Annotated in this window: 13 protein-coding genes; 2 read left to right on the top strand and 11 right to left on the bottom strand. The window is 68.4% G+C overall.

The window, feature by feature from the left end; all coding sequences use genetic code 11:
* The first annotated feature begins 44 nt into the window (after window positions 1-44).
* Window positions 45-2,159, top strand: coding sequence for a phosphate acetyltransferase (gene pta, locus C3K08_RS00055; protein WP_104989475.1), 2,115 nt, complete (start codon window positions 45-47; stop codon window positions 2,157-2,159).
* A 21-nt stretch (window positions 2,160-2,180) separates the two neighbouring features.
* Here the strand turns inward: pta and C3K08_RS17735 are convergent, their stop codons facing one another.
* The 7 genes from C3K08_RS17735 to C3K08_RS00030 form a co-directional block, all read right to left on the bottom strand.
* A complete protein-coding gene (locus tag C3K08_RS17735) occupies window positions 2,181-2,645 on the bottom strand; it encodes a hypothetical protein (protein ID WP_158679795.1) in 465 nt (154 codons plus the stop codon).
* Between the two features lie 34 nt (window positions 2,646-2,679).
* On the bottom strand, window positions 2,680-3,780 hold the full coding sequence (locus tag C3K08_RS00050) for an LptF/LptG family permease (RefSeq protein ID WP_104989474.1): 1,101 nt from the start codon (window positions 3,778-3,780) through the stop codon (window positions 2,680-2,682).
* Window positions 3,777-4,079 (bottom strand): LptF/LptG family permease, encoded by a 303-nt coding sequence (locus C3K08_RS18850; protein ID WP_369848567.1) that lies wholly within the window; start codon window positions 4,077-4,079, stop codon window positions 3,777-3,779. Before C3K08_RS18850 ends, C3K08_RS00050 begins: the two co-directional genes overlap by 4 nt.
* A complete protein-coding gene (locus C3K08_RS00045) occupies window positions 3,992-4,879 on the bottom strand; it encodes an LptF/LptG family permease (protein ID WP_369848343.1) in 888 nt (295 codons plus the stop codon). The genes C3K08_RS18850 and C3K08_RS00045 overlap by 88 nt, the downstream gene beginning before the upstream one ends.
* 306 nt (window positions 4,880-5,185) lie before the next feature.
* The gene (ddrC, locus tag C3K08_RS00040) at window positions 5,186-5,878 is read right to left on the bottom strand and encodes a DNA damage response protein DdrC (RefSeq protein WP_104989473.1); all 693 of its coding nucleotides are present in this window, start codon (window positions 5,876-5,878) and stop codon (window positions 5,186-5,188) included.
* A 236-nt stretch (window positions 5,879-6,114) separates the two neighbouring features.
* Window positions 6,115-6,798, bottom strand: coding sequence for a tRNA (adenine(22)-N(1))-methyltransferase TrmK (locus C3K08_RS00035; protein WP_104989472.1), 684 nt, complete (start codon window positions 6,796-6,798; stop codon window positions 6,115-6,117).
* Window positions 6,795-7,349 carry an MOSC domain-containing protein gene (locus C3K08_RS00030; RefSeq protein ID WP_234009097.1) on the bottom strand — a complete coding sequence of 185 codons (555 nt, stop codon included), beginning with the start codon at window positions 7,347-7,349 and terminating at the stop codon, window positions 6,795-6,797. The genes C3K08_RS00035 and C3K08_RS00030 overlap by 4 nt, the downstream gene beginning before the upstream one ends.
* Before the next feature lie 178 nt (window positions 7,350-7,527).
* On the opposite strand from C3K08_RS00030, the gene tyrS reads away from it, so the two are divergent.
* Entirely contained in the window at window positions 7,528-8,763 is a 1,236-nt protein-coding gene (tyrS, locus tag C3K08_RS00025) for a tyrosine--tRNA ligase (protein ID WP_104989470.1), read from the top strand.
* A 129-nt stretch (window positions 8,764-8,892) separates the two neighbouring features.
* Here the strand turns inward: tyrS and pyk are convergent, their stop codons facing one another.
* From pyk to dnaA, 4 genes are all read right to left on the bottom strand, one after another.
* Window positions 8,893-10,341 carry a pyruvate kinase gene (gene pyk / locus C3K08_RS00020; RefSeq protein WP_104989469.1) on the bottom strand — a complete coding sequence of 483 codons (1,449 nt, stop codon included), beginning with the start codon at window positions 10,339-10,341 and terminating at the stop codon, window positions 8,893-8,895.
* A 108-nt stretch (window positions 10,342-10,449) separates the two neighbouring features.
* Window positions 10,450-11,718, bottom strand: a complete 1,269-nt coding sequence (gene eno / locus C3K08_RS00015) for a phosphopyruvate hydratase (RefSeq protein WP_104989468.1) — start codon at window positions 11,716-11,718, stop codon at window positions 10,450-10,452.
* A 136-nt stretch (window positions 11,719-11,854) separates the two neighbouring features.
* Window positions 11,855-12,937, bottom strand: a complete 1,083-nt coding sequence (gene dnaN, locus C3K08_RS00010) for a DNA polymerase III subunit beta (protein WP_104989467.1) — start codon at window positions 12,935-12,937, stop codon at window positions 11,855-11,857.
* A 382-nt stretch (window positions 12,938-13,319) separates the two neighbouring features.
* The gene (dnaA, locus tag C3K08_RS00005) at window positions 13,320-14,696 is read right to left on the bottom strand and encodes a chromosomal replication initiator protein DnaA (protein WP_104992093.1); all 1,377 of its coding nucleotides are present in this window, start codon (window positions 14,694-14,696) and stop codon (window positions 13,320-13,322) included.
* Between the last annotated feature and the right edge of the window lie 9 nt (window positions 14,697-14,705).

The raw sequence follows: 14,705 nt of genomic DNA, 5'->3' as shown, positions 1-14,705 counted from the left end.
GGTCCACGTTCCACCCCCCACGTTTTCCCCGAAGGAGCCCCCCCATGCATACCCTCTTTGTCGCGCCCACCCGCAACGGCGTGGGCCTGAGCAGCACCGCCCTGGGCCTCGCCCGCGCCCTGGAACGGCAAGGCCTGCGGGTCGCCTTTCTCAAGCCTATCGCGCAGACACACGAGACGACCACCGACGACTCGGTGCACTTCGCCCGCACCCTCGCCCACCTCCAGCCGCCCACCCCCATCGCCCTCGCGCACGCCGAGGAACAGCTCAGCCAGGGGGCCGAAGAGGACCTGATGGAGGAGGTGGTCGCCCTCTCCCGGCAGGCCGCCGGGGGACCGGGGGGGGCCGACGTGCTGATCGCGGAAGGCCTCGCGCTGAACGAGCGCAACACCTACGCCGGGGCGCTGAATGCCAGCCTCGCCCGCAACCTGGAGGCCGACGTGGTCCTCGTCTCCAGCCTCGCCGGGGTCACGGCGGGGGCGCTCGCGGACGAGTTGGAGATCGCGGCGCAGGCTTACCGCCGCTCGGACGGCTCGGGCCTCGCGGGGTACGTGCTGAACTTTGCGCCCGTGAGTTTGGACTTCGGCGGACTCCTGGCCGAGTTGCGGGCGCGGAGCCGGGTGCTGTCCGGGGGCGAGCTGCCCCTGCTCGGCGTGATCGCGCAGTCCCCGGCCCTGAGTGCGCCGCGCACCCTGGACGTGGCCCGGCACCTCGGGGCCGAGATTCTCAACGAGGGCGAGGCTGGGATGCGCCGGGTCACGAGCACGGTGGTCACCGCCCGCACGGTCCCCAAGATGGCCGACGCGGGCCTGTTCGCCTCCGGGGCCCTGGTGGTCACGCCGGGCGACCGCGAGGACGTGGTCATGGCGGCGGCCCTCTCGCACCTCAGTGGGGTGCCGCTCGCGGGACTACTGTACACCTCCGGGAGCAGCCCTGAGCCCTCCATCGAGCGGCTGTGCCGCGCCGCGCTGACAAGTTCGCTCCCCGTGCTGCGGGTGGAGACGAACTCCTTTCACACCGCCTCAGCCCTCTCGCGGTTGGACCCGCGCGTGCCGCACGACGACCTCGAACGGATGGAGCGCACGCTGGACTTCATCGCGGACCGCCTCGACACCGTGCCGCTCAGAGGCCGCCTGAAGACCCCGCAGGCCGAGGGCGACCGCCGGATGCCCCCCAGCGCCTTTCGCTACGAGCTGATTCAGAAGGCGAGGGCCGCCAACAAGCGCATCGTCCTGCCTGAGGGCGACGAACCGCGCACCGTGCGGGCCGCCATTCGCTGCGTGGAAAAGGGGATCGCCCGGCCCGTGCTGCTCGCCCCCCCCGAGCGGGTGCGGCAGGTCGCGGAGGGCCAGGGCCTCACCCTTCCCGAGGGGCTGGAGGTGCTCGACCCCGAGAGCGTGCGGCGGCAGTACGTCGAACCGATGGTCGAGCTGCGCCGCAACAAGGGCCTGACCGCACCCCAGGCCGAGGCCCAACTGGAAGACACGGTGGTCCTGGGGACCATGATGCTGGCGCTCGACGAGGTGGACGGGCTGGTCTCCGGCGCGGTCCACACCACCGCCAACACGGTGCGCCCGGCGCTGCAACTCATCAAGACGGCGCCCGGCTCGTCGCTGGTGTCGTCCATCTTCTTCATGCTGATGCCCGAGCAGGTGCTGGTGTACGGGGACGCGGCCATCAACCCCAACCCGAACGCCGAGGAACTCGCGGACATTGCCATCCAGTCGGCCGACTCCGCGCGGGCCTTCGGGATTCCGCCCCGCGTCGCCATGCTGAGCTACTCCACCGGCGAGAGCGGCACGGGCGAGGACGTGGAGAAGGTCAAGGAGGCCACCCGCCTCGTGCGCGAGCGCCGCCCCGACCTCCCGGTGGACGGGCCGCTGCAGTACGACGCCGCTTCTGTCCTCAGCGTGGGCCGCCAGAAGGCCCCGAACAGCCCGGTCGCGGGCCGGGCCACCGTCTTTATCTTCCCCGACCTCAACACCGGGAACACGACCTACAAGGCCGTGCAGCGCTCGGCGGGGGTGGTCGCCGTCGGGCCGATGCTGCAGGGCCTGCGCAAGCCGGTCAACGACCTCTCGCGCGGGGCGCTGGTGGACGACATCGTGTACACGATTGCGCTGACGGCGATTCAGGCGACACAGGCGAAGGCAAACTAAGGTGGATGTACGCGTCAGCTTCTAACCAAAGCTGAAAACAATCCGAAAATCGCTGGGGTCTTCCACCTGTGCCAACAGATAGGGAAGGTTTCGGCTAAGAAACGGCTCCACAGCCTCACGCAGACTTTCAGGGTTGGCGTGAGGCCGTCGGCTATCGGTAATAATTTGATCCCAGTCGTAGTCCTGGAGTTCATCCAGCGTCACCCATGAAACGGTGCAGTCGCCGTCGAAATAGGCCTCGACTTGTGGCGAGGCGTCCTCCGGTAGGCCACGCGGATGGACTATGGGTCGGATTCCAAATGTGTTGCGAACATCTGCCAAAACCGAAAACAAAGCGTAGTTGCGGTCTACAAAGGCAGGGTGGTTTCCGTAAGCTGTGAACTTATCTTCTGTGGCCGTGCCGGGGTCAAAGTCTGGCAGCAGCTCCGTGAGCTCCCAGACTCCATTTCTACGAATCTCGAAACGTTCGTAAATGTCCGTCCCCATGCTCGGAATCTACACAATGACGCCTTGAACGCCTTCACCGCCTGTTCGCCCGCCACAGCAGCACCCCCCCCGCCAGCACCGCGATCATGTCCGGCGCGGCGGCGGCGAGCAGGGGCGGCACGGCGCCGTTCTCGCCCATCACCTTGAACACGCTCCAGGTGGCGTAATAGGCGAAGGTCAGCAGCAGCGCCCACACCAACCCCAGGTTCAGGCCGCTGCGGAAGGTGTACACGGCGAGGCTGACCGCGAAGAAGGCCAGCGCGAGCGCGGCCAGCGGCTCGCTGAACTTGCGGTAGAGTGCCGTGAAGTCGGCGGGCGCGGGCACGTTCTGGGCGCGGTAGGCCCCGGTGCGGGCCAGCAGGTCGGGCAGCGGGAGGTAGAAGGGCGCCAGAGCCGCGCCCGACCCGTCAAAGCTCGCCTGCACGTCCTGCACGGGCAGGGTGCCCTGGGCGAAGGAGAGGACCGTCACGGGCCGCCCGTTCTCGAAGGTGACGCGGCGGCCTTCCGTCAGCTCCAGCACGTTGCTGCCGGGGCGCAGGCGGCCCTCACGGGCGGTGATGACCTCGCGGGGGGGCAGTCCAGCCTGCATGGTCACGATTCGCAGGTGGCGCAGCTCGCCGCCGGGCAGGGCCTGCCCCACGCTGATCGCCCGGTTGAGAGCGTCGCGCAGTACCAGCCCCGGTTGACCGGGGTCGCCCAGGCCGATCACGCGGGGGTTGTCCAGCACGATCTCGCGCTGCACGCCCTGGGCCTGCACACGGGCGCGGGTGACCACCAGTTCGTTGAGTCCGAACGCCACCACCGCCACCACTGCCGCCAGCGTCAGCACGGGCCGGAAGAGCCGCGAGGCCGGAACCCCGCTCGCCAGCGCTGCCTTGATCTCCGAGTCGGCGGCGAGGCGCGAAAGGCCCAGCAGGGTGGCGAACATCAGCGCGATGGGCAGCCCCAGCGCGACCGCCTCCGGGATATTCAGCGCCACCAGCCGCGCGACGAGCAGCCCGCTGGCCCCCTTGGCGAGCAGCGGGGCGATGACCTCTTCGAGCAGCAGCAGGAGCAGCAGCAGGATGATCGCCAGCAGCGCCCCGACGAGGGGCGGCAGGATCTCCTCGACCACGTACCGCTCGAAGCGCTTCACCGCAGCCTCCAGGCCAGCACGCCCGCCACCAGCAGGAAAAACAGGTTGGGCAGCCACGCCGCGAACGTGGGCGGCAGCGCCCCCACCCGCGCGAGTTGCGGTGCGGTGGCCCACAGCGCGTAGAAGAGGGCCACGAAGACCACCACCGCCGCGAACGCCGCCGCCCGGTTGCGCAGCAGCAGCCCCAGCGCCCCCGCCGCCAGCGCGAAAATCACCGCCGTGAGGGGATCGGCCACCCGCGCGGCGAGCTGGTGCGCGTCCACCCGGCGCTCTTCCGGGGTGCCCTCGCCGCTCGCCAGCCGCGCCCGCAGCTCGGGCGTGCTGACCTGCTGGGCGGGGGGGCCGGGGGCCGGGGCTGGTCGGTCTGCCGGAAGACCAGGGGACCGGGTGCGGGCTGCGGGTCCTGGCCGGGGCGGGTGATCCACGCGCCCGTGACCGTCCACGTCTGCGCGGCCGTGTCCCAGGTGCCGCCCGTGGCCGTGACCGTCTCGTCGCCGCGCTGCACCAGCACCCCGTCGAGCGCGGCGACCGGGCCGCCCACCTCGTTGCGGACACGCCCGGCGTAGAAGAGGCCGTCTTCCGAGGCATAGGTGTAGTTGTCCTGGGTGGGCGTGGGCTGCGGGCCACCGTAGATCGTGTACCACGCCGCATCGAAGCGGGCCAGGCCCGCCGGAGCCACGTATCCCGCATTCCAGTAGGCCAGCGCCGCCACCAGCACGAAGGGCAGCGCCAGCGGCCACACCAGCGAGAGGGGCCGCACGCCCCCCGCCGCCGCTGCCTTGAGTTCGCTGTCCCCCTGCATCCGCCCGAAGGCCAGGAGCACCGCGAAGGGCACCGAGAGCACCAGCGCCTCGTTCAGCGTGTGGGGGGCCAGCGCCCCGAACACCGCCAGCGCCTGCCCCGGCGTGGCTCCATAGGTCAGGAAGGCCCCGACGCTCGTGCTGAGGATGTCGGTCAGCCGCAGGATCAGGAACAGCGCCACGCCCGCCGCGTACCAGCGCAGCACCTCCGACAGCACCGCGCGGTTCAGGGTCCGGGGCGGTCCTCCCCCCCGCCGGGCCGGAGCCACCTCTCGCGTGCCGGGCACCGGCCGGGTCATGCCGCTTCCCCCCAGGGGGCGCACGGGGCGGGAGTCATACGGTTGCCGTCCAATCCGTTCTCCCCTCGGGAAGGCGCCGAGGGGAGAACTCCTTTCCCGGCAACCGTTCTGTTCCTGCTCGCTCTCCTGCGGAGCTGTACCAGTCTGCTCGAGTTGAACAGTTCTTCTAACTGTTCAACCGGAATTCGTATCAGGCGCAGGGGCGGCACGCGCGGCATTCTAGACCAGCCCTCCCGCCCCATCTGCCCCACCTCAATGAGAACACGCGCCCCGTGGGAGGGACGCGTACGGAGGGTAAGCGGAACTTCAGCTCGCGCGGGGCGAGTCGCGCCACAGGTCGCGCTCGCGGCGGGCGACTCCCTCGTGAACGCGAAGGATGGCCTCGTTGCCGTGGGCACCCGCCTCGGCGATGGCGCGGGCGGTAGCGGTGTCGAGGTAGGCGAGGCGCAGCAGTTCGTCGCTGCGCAGGCCGTCGCGGGTCTGCCGCACGCCTCGCTCGCGGCGGATGGTGGCCGAGTCGGTGCCCAGCACGCTGCGGTTGCTGATGGAGCCGAGTTGGCCGTACACCCGGCCCTCGCCGCCGTGGCGGGCGACCGTGCTCATCAGCTCGCGGCGGGCGTCGGTGCTCTCCAGCCGGGCGGCCAGCCAGCGCCGGGCCTCGGGATTGGCGTTGCGCTCGGCGATCTCGGCGGCCAGGCGCACGTCGCCGGTCATCGCGCGGGCCAGCAGCGTCTGTGCCCGCTTGCGCCAGCGCCGCGCCGCAGGGGTGTCCAGGGTGAAGGCGAGCCGGGCGAACTCGCCCGCGTCCAGGGTGGCTTCCGGCCCCGCGCCGAAGTCGCGCTCGGGGCTTTCGAGGTCGTGCTCGGCGGCAAAGGTCGCCCAGTCTGCGGGCATCGGGACGCCCAGGGCGGTCAGGGCAGTGGCGGCATGCAGCAGGCCGTCCGCGCTGGCGGGCAGCCGATGCGTGCCGAATTCCAGGGTGTGAGGAACGGTCTTCATGCGAATATCTTAGCATATTTTCTGTTAAAAACATAATTTAGAGGGCGGGTGACTGTATACCTCAGCCGCTCAGCAGCAGAGGCCGGAGGGGCCACCGGTAACCGAAAATCAGCCTGCTGGCGTGCGTCATGGGACAGATGCAACAGAGGCGGCACCGCGACTGCCCTGCCGGGTCTTGACCACCCATGCATACCGAGCTATAGTTTGCAGCATCACCGCCCGATGAGGCGGCTTTTTTATTGCTCGGATTCGCTCAGCACGTCGAGTGCGGCTCGCGCCGTGTCCAGTTCGGTCTGGGCGGTGCGGCCAGGGGCGGCGAGCGGCGTCAGGCGCACCACGTCGTTCCAGACCTGGCGTCGTAGTACGGGGGAGCCTTCGCGCAGCAGGTGGGGGCCGTAGCGCAAGGCGGCGAGGAGGGGCAACCCAGCATAGGCCGGGTCCTCTCCCCCGGCCTGCTCCAGCCGCAGCACCGGATAGGGCCAGTAGCCCGGAATCAGGCGCTCGGCCCGCAGGTGGTAGCCGTGCTCCCGTGCCCAGGTCCGAATGGGCGCGGGCGAATCGTTGGGCTGGAGGACCAACGCAGGCGGCCGCCGTTCTCCTGCCCGGCGCAGGATGCCCGCGATGGTCCCCGCGCCCATGCCGGTCACGCTGGCGCTCTCCACCTCGCCGGGGGCCAGGGGACCGAAGCCGTCACCCTCGCGCACCTCCAGCACCCCCTCCAGCCGCGCCCTCGCCACGTTGCGCCGGGCGAGGGCCAGGGGACCGGGATTCAGCTCGACGATCACGCCGCGCCCGATGCGGCCCTCCCGAATCAGGCGGATGGGCAGATGGGCGTGGTCGGAGCCGATATCGGCGTGCGTGTCGGCTCGGATCAGCGACAGGACCGCCTCCAGCCGGGCGTCCAGCGGGGGGTGGCTCACAGCGGGGCCACCACGTCGCCCACCCGGATCACGCCGCCCTGAATGACCCGCGCGGTCAGCCCGCCGTGCCCGCGCACCGCGTTGTAACCGCCCTCCCCCAGCGTCTCCTCCATCCGCGAGCAGGGGTGGCATTCCCCGGTGCCCTCCAGCACGACCTCGCCCACCCGGAAGCGGGCTTCCTTGAGCGCCAGGAGCGGAATACCGCTCACGACGAGGTTGCGGCGGAGTTGCTCGGGCGTGGCGGTCTCCAGGCCCGCGAGGGCGCCAATCACGGGCAGGTGCTCGGCCTGAATCAGCGTGACCTGCCGCCGTCCGGGGCCACCGGGAATGGGCGGAGTCTGGCTGGGGGTCGCCCCCTCGCCCGGCTCGCCGCTCAGCGCCCGCAGCCGGGGCGGGGCCAGCTTGCCGTGGTCCCCGATCAGGCCGACGAGGGGGTGCAGTTCGGCCCCCGGCACACTCCGCACCGGGGCGCGGCGGGCCTCGCGCAGCCCGATCCACTCCAGGCGACCGGGGCGGGGAAAGGTGGCCCGCAGCTCGTGGATCGTCTTCACGGGGGACAGAGTACGGGAGGCCGTGCGGCTTGCTATGCTGCACCGCATGAGGCGTCTGACCCGACGTGCATATCCACCCCGCCGCTAAGGTGGGAGGGTCAGTCACAGCCTGAAATCCAACCCCGAAGCGGCGCACCTGCGACAGAGCGAGTGCGCCGCCTTTCCTTTTGGAGTCCCCATGAATGAAATTCGCCAGAACCTGCCCGTAGACGAACAGCTCGCCGTCCTGAAGCGCGGCGTCGTGGACCTCGTGTCCGAGGACGACCTGCGCCGCAAGCTCACCCGCAGCCTGGAAACGGGCACGCCGCTGCGCGTCAAGCTGGGGGCCGACCCCACGCGCCCGGACCTGCACCTCGGGCACGCGGTCATCCTGCGCAAGATGCGGCAGTTTCAGGACCTCGGGCACCGGGTCATCATGCTGATCGGGGACTTCACCGCCATGATCGGGGACCCCTCCGGCAAGTCCAAGACGCGCCCGCCCCTCACGCTGGAAGAAACCCGCGCCAACGCGCAAAGCTACCTCGACCAGTGCAGGCTGATTCTGCGGAGCGACCCGGAGGTGCTGGAGCTGCGCTTCAACGGCGAGTGGCTCGAACCCATGGGCTACGCCGACGTGATCCGGCTGGCGAGCCGCTACACGGTGGCCCGCATCATGGAGCGCGACGACTTCAAGAAGCGCTTCGAGGGCGGCGTGCCCATCGCCGTGCACGAGCTGCTCTACCCGCTCACCCAGGGCTACGACTCGGTGGCCCTCCGGGCAGACGTGGAACTCGGCGGCACCGACCAACTGTTCAACAACCTCGTGGGCCGCGCCCTGCAACGCGACTACGAGCAGGAACCGCAGGTCGTGATGACGCTGCCCCTCCTGGTGGGGCTGGACGGCACCGAGAAGATGTCCAAGAGCCTCGACAACTACATCGGCCTGACCGACGAGCCGCACGCCATGTTCGCCGGGCTGATGAAGGTGCCCGACCCCCTGCTGGAGAACTACTTCACCCTGCTGACCGACCTGCCCGAGGCCCGCATTCAGGAGCTTCTCGCCGGGCACCCCGTCGCCGCCCACCGCGAACTCGCCCGCGAGGTCGTGCGCTGGCTGCACCCGGAGGCCGATCTGGACGCCGCCGAAGCCCGCTTCAAGGCGGTGGCGAAGGGCGCGATTCCCGACGACATCCCCAGCGTGCCCGTCCCCGCCGACCTCGCGGGCGAGGAGGGAAACTACAGCGCCGTGCGGCTGGCCGTCCTCGCCGGTTTGGAACCCAGCAACGGCGCGGCCAAGAAGCTGATCCAGAACCGGGGCCTGAAGGTGGACGGCGAGACGCTGACCGACCCCCAGGCGGCCCTGGAGCTTCCGGCGGGGGGCCTCGTCCTTCAGAAGGGCAAGGACCGCTTCGTGCGGGTGCTGCCGCAAGGCTAGGCCGCAAGGGCCAGCCGTCCCGAGTTATCCACACCCTCCCTGTGGAAAAACCCGCGCCCTGTGGATAAAAATCCCGCTGCCCCTGGCTTCAGCTTGACAGGGGCAGTGGGATGACGGTGGGGCGACGGGTCAGACCCGGGTACTCAGGTCCTCCTCGCGCAGCCGCTCGACGCGCAGCATGTTGGTGGTGCCGCGCACGCCGAAGGGCACGCCCGCCGTGATCACGTAACGGTCGCCCACGTCGGCCAGACCGCTTTTCCGGAGTTCGTCGTTGGCGATGCGGACCATGTCGTCGGTGTCGTGGGGGTCCTCGCTGAGCATGGGCGAGACGCCCCAGGTCAGGGCAAGCTGGTTGCGGGTCTGCTCGTTGGGGGTCAGGGCCAGGATGGAGAGCCGGGGCCGGTACTTGGCGACGCGCGTCGCCGCGCCCCCCGTGCTGGTAAAGGTCACGATGGCCGGGGCTTCCAGCTTCTCCCCGATGGAGCAGGCCGCAAAGGCAATGGAGTCCTGCGCGAGTTCAGTTTCCACGATCATCTGCCGCTGAAGCAGTTCGTAGTGTTCGCTGGCCTCGGCCTCGCGGGCGATGCGGTCCATCATGCTGACCGCCTCGACCGGGTACTGCCCCGCTGCCGACTCCGCCGAGAGCATCACGGCGTCGGTGCCGTCGTAGATCGCGTTCGCCACGTCCGACGCCTCGGCGCGGGTGGGGCGGGGCAGGTTGATCATGCTCTCCAGCATCTGGGTGGCGGTGATCACGGGCTTCCCGGCCTCGCGGCACAGGCGGATCAGGCGCTTCTGGATGGTGGGCACCTGCTCGGGGCGCATCTCCACCCCGAGGTCCCCGCGGGCGACCATGATGCCGTCGACCTCGCGCAGGATGTCCTCGAAGCGTTCGACCGCCTGCGGCTTCTCGATCTTCGCCATCAGCTTGGCGCGGCTGCCAAAGCGGGCGAGGTAGTGCCGGGCGAGCAGCAGGTCGTCACGCGAGCGCACGAACGACAGGGCCACCCAGTCCACGCCCAGCGCGGCGCCGAACTCCATGTCCTGCACGTCCTTTTCGGTCAGGGCAGGCACTGAGAGGTCGGCGCCCGGCACGTTGATGCCCTTGTTGTTCTTCAGGACGCCGCCGATCAACACGGTGGTCTGGATGTCGTGGTTCCGCACGTGCTCGACCCGCAGGGCGAGGTTGCCGTCGTCGAGCAGCAGGGTCAGGCCGGGGTAGACGTCCTGCGCCAGCCCCTTGTAGGTGCTGCCCACGCGCTCCTCGTTGCCCTCCACGTCCTCCATCGTGATCGTGAAGCGCTGCCCAGCCTCCAGCGTGATCTGACCCCCCGCGAAACGGCCCACCCGGATCTTGGGGCCTTGCAGATCCTGCAGGATGCCGATGGTCAACCCCCGCTCGGCGGCGAGTTCGCGCACCATCTGCACCGTCTGGCGGTGGTCCTCGGGGTCGCCGTGGCTGAAGTTCATGCGGACCACGTTCAGGCCCGCGTCCATCATCCGCCCCAGCGTCTCGGGATCGCGGCTCGCCGGGCCGATGGTGGCGACGATCTTGGTGGCTCTGTCGAAATGTTTCATGGCTGCCTGCTTTCTGGCTTGGAATCAATTCCAGGGGTGAAGCGTCGGGGGATCAGGCGTCAGGGGAGGGCACTTCCTGAGACCTGATCCCCAGCGCTGGACTGCGGGTTACCTCAACGCCCTGCGGCCGAGGTACACGGCCGAGCTTCCGAGCGCGTCCTCGATCCGCAAAAGCTGGTTGTACTTGGCGATGCGGTCCGAGCGGCTGGCCGAGCCGGTCTTGATCTGTCCGGCGTTCGTGGCGACGGCGAGGTCCGCGATGAAGGCGTCTTCCGACTCGCCGGAGCGGTGGCTGATGATGGTCCCGTAGCGGCTGCGCTTGGCGAGTTCGATGGCGTCCATCGACTCGGTCAAGGAGCCGATCTGGTTGACCTTCACCAGAATCGCGTTGCCCACGCTCGTCTCGATGCCCCGCGCGAGACGCTCGGGGTTGGTCACGAACAGGTCGTCCCCGACGAGCTGCACCCGGTCCCCGATGCGCTCGGTCAGCATCCGCCAGCCGTCCCAGTCGTCTTCCGCGAGACCGTCCTCGATGGAGACGATGGGGTAGCGCGAGCTCCAGTCCGCCCAGAAATCCACCATCTCGGCGGTCGAGAGCGTACGCCCCTCACTTTCCAGGTGGTACTGGCCGTCCTTGTACAGCTCGGTCACGGCGGGGTCCAGCGCGATGGCGATGTCCTTGCCCGGCTCGTAGCCCGCCTTCTCGATGGCTTCGAGCAGGACTTGCAGGGCTTCCTCGTTGCTTTTCAGGTCAGGGGCAAAGCCACCCTCGTCGCCCACGTTGGTGTTGTAGCCGCGCGACGAGAGCACCTTTTTCAGCGTGTGGAAGGTTTCGGCGCCGTAGCGCAGCGCCTCGCGGAAGGAGGGCGCCCCGACGGGCATCACCATGAACTCCTGAAAGTCCACCGAGTTGTCGGCGTGTGCCCCGCCGTTGATCAGGTTCATCATCGGGACCGGGAGCGTCTTGGCGTTGCTGCCGCCGAGGTAGCGGTACAGGGGCACGTCGAGTTCAGCGGCAGCGGCCCGCGCGGTCGCGAGGCTGACCGCCAGGATCGCGTTTCCCCCCATCTGGCCCTTGTTGGGGGTGCCGTCCACCGCCATCAGCGCGGCGTCCACAGCGCCCTGCTCGGAGGCGTCGAGGCCCACCACGGCGGGACCGAGGGCCTCGTTCACGTTCTGCACGGCCTTCAACACGCCCTTGCCGCCGTAGCGGTCGCCGCCGTCACGCAGTTCGAGGGCCTCGTGGGTGCCCGTGCTGGCCCCCGAGGGCACGATGGCGCGGCCTGAAAAGCCGCTGTCGAGGTGCACTTCGGCTTCCACCGTCGGGTTGCCGCGCGAGTCGAGCACTTCACGGGCGATCACTTTCTCGATGTTCATGCTGGGACCTCCTGGCCTGCACTTCCCCTGCTGGGGGAAGGTGTATCGCTGACACTATACGGCTGACGGGTCGAGGGACTCGGGTGGGGGCGGGGCGGCACTCGGGGAATGCCCCGTGCCGCCCCGCAGAGGCCCCTTAAACGCGCAGCGTGACCATGACCGCCATGTACCCGCCCCCCCCACTCGCGCGGAAGATGGCGGGGCTTGTAGAGCCCGAGAAGAGGAGTTCAGCTTCCCCCTCAATTGGCCCCAGGGCATCGAGCACGTGCCGGGCGTTGAACGCGAGGCTCATGGCGGGTTCCATCCCGCCCTGCACCACGTCGAGGGTGTCCTGGGCGCGGCCGTAGTCGCCCTCGGCGGCGAGGCGCAACTTGCCCTCGGAGACGAGGAACTCGACCCGGTTGTTGGCGTTTTTGTCGGCCAGGACAGCCACGCGGCCCACGGCCTCCTTGAGGGCGGTGGCGGGCAGGGTCACCTGCAGGCGGATGTCCTTCGGAATGACCCGCTCATAGTCCGGGAACTCGCCGTCAAGCAGCTTGAGATTCATCCGCACCCGTTCGGTCGTCACGCTGAGCATGCCCTCGCCGTAGGTGAAGCGGGCCTCGCCGTCCTTGAGAACCCGGATCAGCTCGTCGGCGCTGCGGGCGGGGATGATCAGGTTGCGGCCATCCCCGTTGGCTGGAAAGTCACGCAGGGCCACCCGGTACCCGTCCGAGGCGACCACGCGGGCCGATTCCTGCCGGTGCTCCAGCTTGATGCCCCGGAAGACGGCCTGAAAGGCTTCGTTGCTCGCCGCGTAGCGCACGCTGCCCAGCGCCCGCGACAGCTCGGCGGCATCGAGGCTCACGTCGGCATGGGTCGGGAACGACAGCGGCGGGTACGCGTCGAAGTCCCCGATCTGAAGCTTGAAATCGCTGCCACCTGCCCGCACGGCGAGTTCGTTGCCCGCGAGTTCCAGCTCGACGAGTTCACCCCCCAGGTTCCGCACGATCTGCGCGAACAGGTGCGCGGGCACCACGAGGTTCTGCGGCTCCTGCACCTCGGCGGGCACGAAGCACGACAGGTCGATTTCGAGGTTGGTCCCGCTGAGGGTCAGGCCCTCGGCGCTCGCCTCGACCTTCAGGGACGTGAGCAGCGGATTGCTGCTGCGGCTGGGGATGACCCGTTCCAGCAGGCCCAGGCCTTCACTGAGAATCTTTTTGGTGACGTGTGCTCTCATCGTCCACCTTTCCCCCTGGAGGGGTCTATCTTTTTCTGTCTTCTAGTAATTTAAAAACCAGTAGTAGTAGTAGTAGGGCCTGTGGATATTGTGGAAAACTCATCTGGAAGTGCGCCCAGCGCGGAAAAGTTATCCACAAGCAACCTGTGGAAAACTCGAAAACCTGTGGATAACCTGTGGATAACTCGGGGGGTTTTCCACAGGCTCTTTCCCCCTGTGGAAAACTACCCCACTTATCCACAATTTTATCCACAGAAAACGGCGACTTATCCACAGGTTCTGGGGGTTATCCACAATGTTGTCCACAGATCGTGAAAGGTGGCACACCCTTTTGGAACGAAATTTGGAACTTATTTGCCAAGGGGCGTAACCGATCATGAGATTACGCCCCTTTTCGCTCATCTTCCACATCCTTTAGCTGGCCCCGCAGGGTCTGGACGGCGGCAGTCAGCTCTACGTCCTTGCCCATCTGTTCGGTCACCTTGGAGACGGCGTGCATGACGGTGGAGTGGTCGCGGCCGAAGAACTGCCCGATTTCCGGCAGCGAGTGCCCGGTCAGGTCGCGCACGAGGTACATGGCAATCTGCCGGGGCACGACGACCTCGCGGGCACGGCCCGAGCCGCGCACCTGGTCGGCCGAGAGGCCGAAGTGGGCGGCCGTCGCCTTGAGGACATCGATCATCTCGACCTTGACCTCTTGCGGCGCGAAGACGTTGCTGAGGGCCTTGGCCGCCACCACGCGCGACAGGGGCACGTTGTTGAGGCTGGCGTAGGCGACCACCCGCACAAGTGCCCCCTCCAGCTCGCGGATGTTGCTGGTGACCTGCCGCGCGATGAGTTCGAGCACCTCCTGCGGGATGGCCGTGTGGCTCTGCTCGGCGTTCATCTTCAGGATCGCCACCCGCGTCTCGAACTCGGGGGACTGGATGTCGGTGATCAGGCCCCACTCGAAGCGGCTGCGCAACCGGCCTTCGAGCGTCTGGATGTCCTTGGGAGGCCGGTCCGAACTCAGGATGATCTGCTTGTGGTTCTCGTAGAGCGCGTTGAAGGTGTGGAAGAACTCTTCTTGCGTACGCTCCTTGCCCGCCAGAAACTGGATGTCGTCCACGAGCAGCAGGTCCACCGAGCGGTAGCGGTTGCGAAACTGCGTCATCTTGTCGTCGCGAATCGCGTTGATCAGGTCGTTGGTAAAGGACTCGGTCGAGACGTATTCGATGCGCTTGTCGGGGAAGCGCTCGGCCATGTAGTGCCCCACCGCGTGCATCAGGTGGGTCTTGCCCAGGCCGACGTCCCCGTAGATGAAGAGGGGGTTGTACGCCTTGCCGGGCGACTCGGCCACGGCGAGCGCCGCCGCGTGCGCGAGGTTGTTGTTGGGGCCGACCACGAAATTCTCGAAGGTGTACTTGGGGTTCAGGGACTTGCGGTTCTCGGCGGGGGCGGGGTCCGGCGCCGAGCGTCCGGCCGGGCCAGGGCGCGGCGGGGGCGGGTCCTGCGGCAGGATCATCGCCTCCTGCACGGCGGGCAGGACCTGAAAGGTGACCTGTGGATTCTCCGCGCCCAGGTCGCGCAGGGCGTCTTCCAGCAGCACCTGGTACTGCCGCCGCACGTATTCCTGCGCGAAGGAGTTGCGGACCCCCAGCACCAGCGAGCCGCCTTGCACGCCCAGATTCTTCATGGGCGCGAACCAGGTGTGGTACTCGACTTCCGAGATGTTTTTGCGGACGTACCCCAGCACGTCCGCCCAGATTTCCTGCGTGATAAGGCGCAC

It is taken from the genome of Deinococcus sp. NW-56 (assembly GCF_002953415.1).
In the GTDB taxonomy this organism is placed as follows: Bacteria; Deinococcota; Deinococci; order Deinococcales; family Deinococcaceae; genus Deinococcus.
This window is presented reverse-complemented; position numbering and strand designations above follow the sequence as displayed.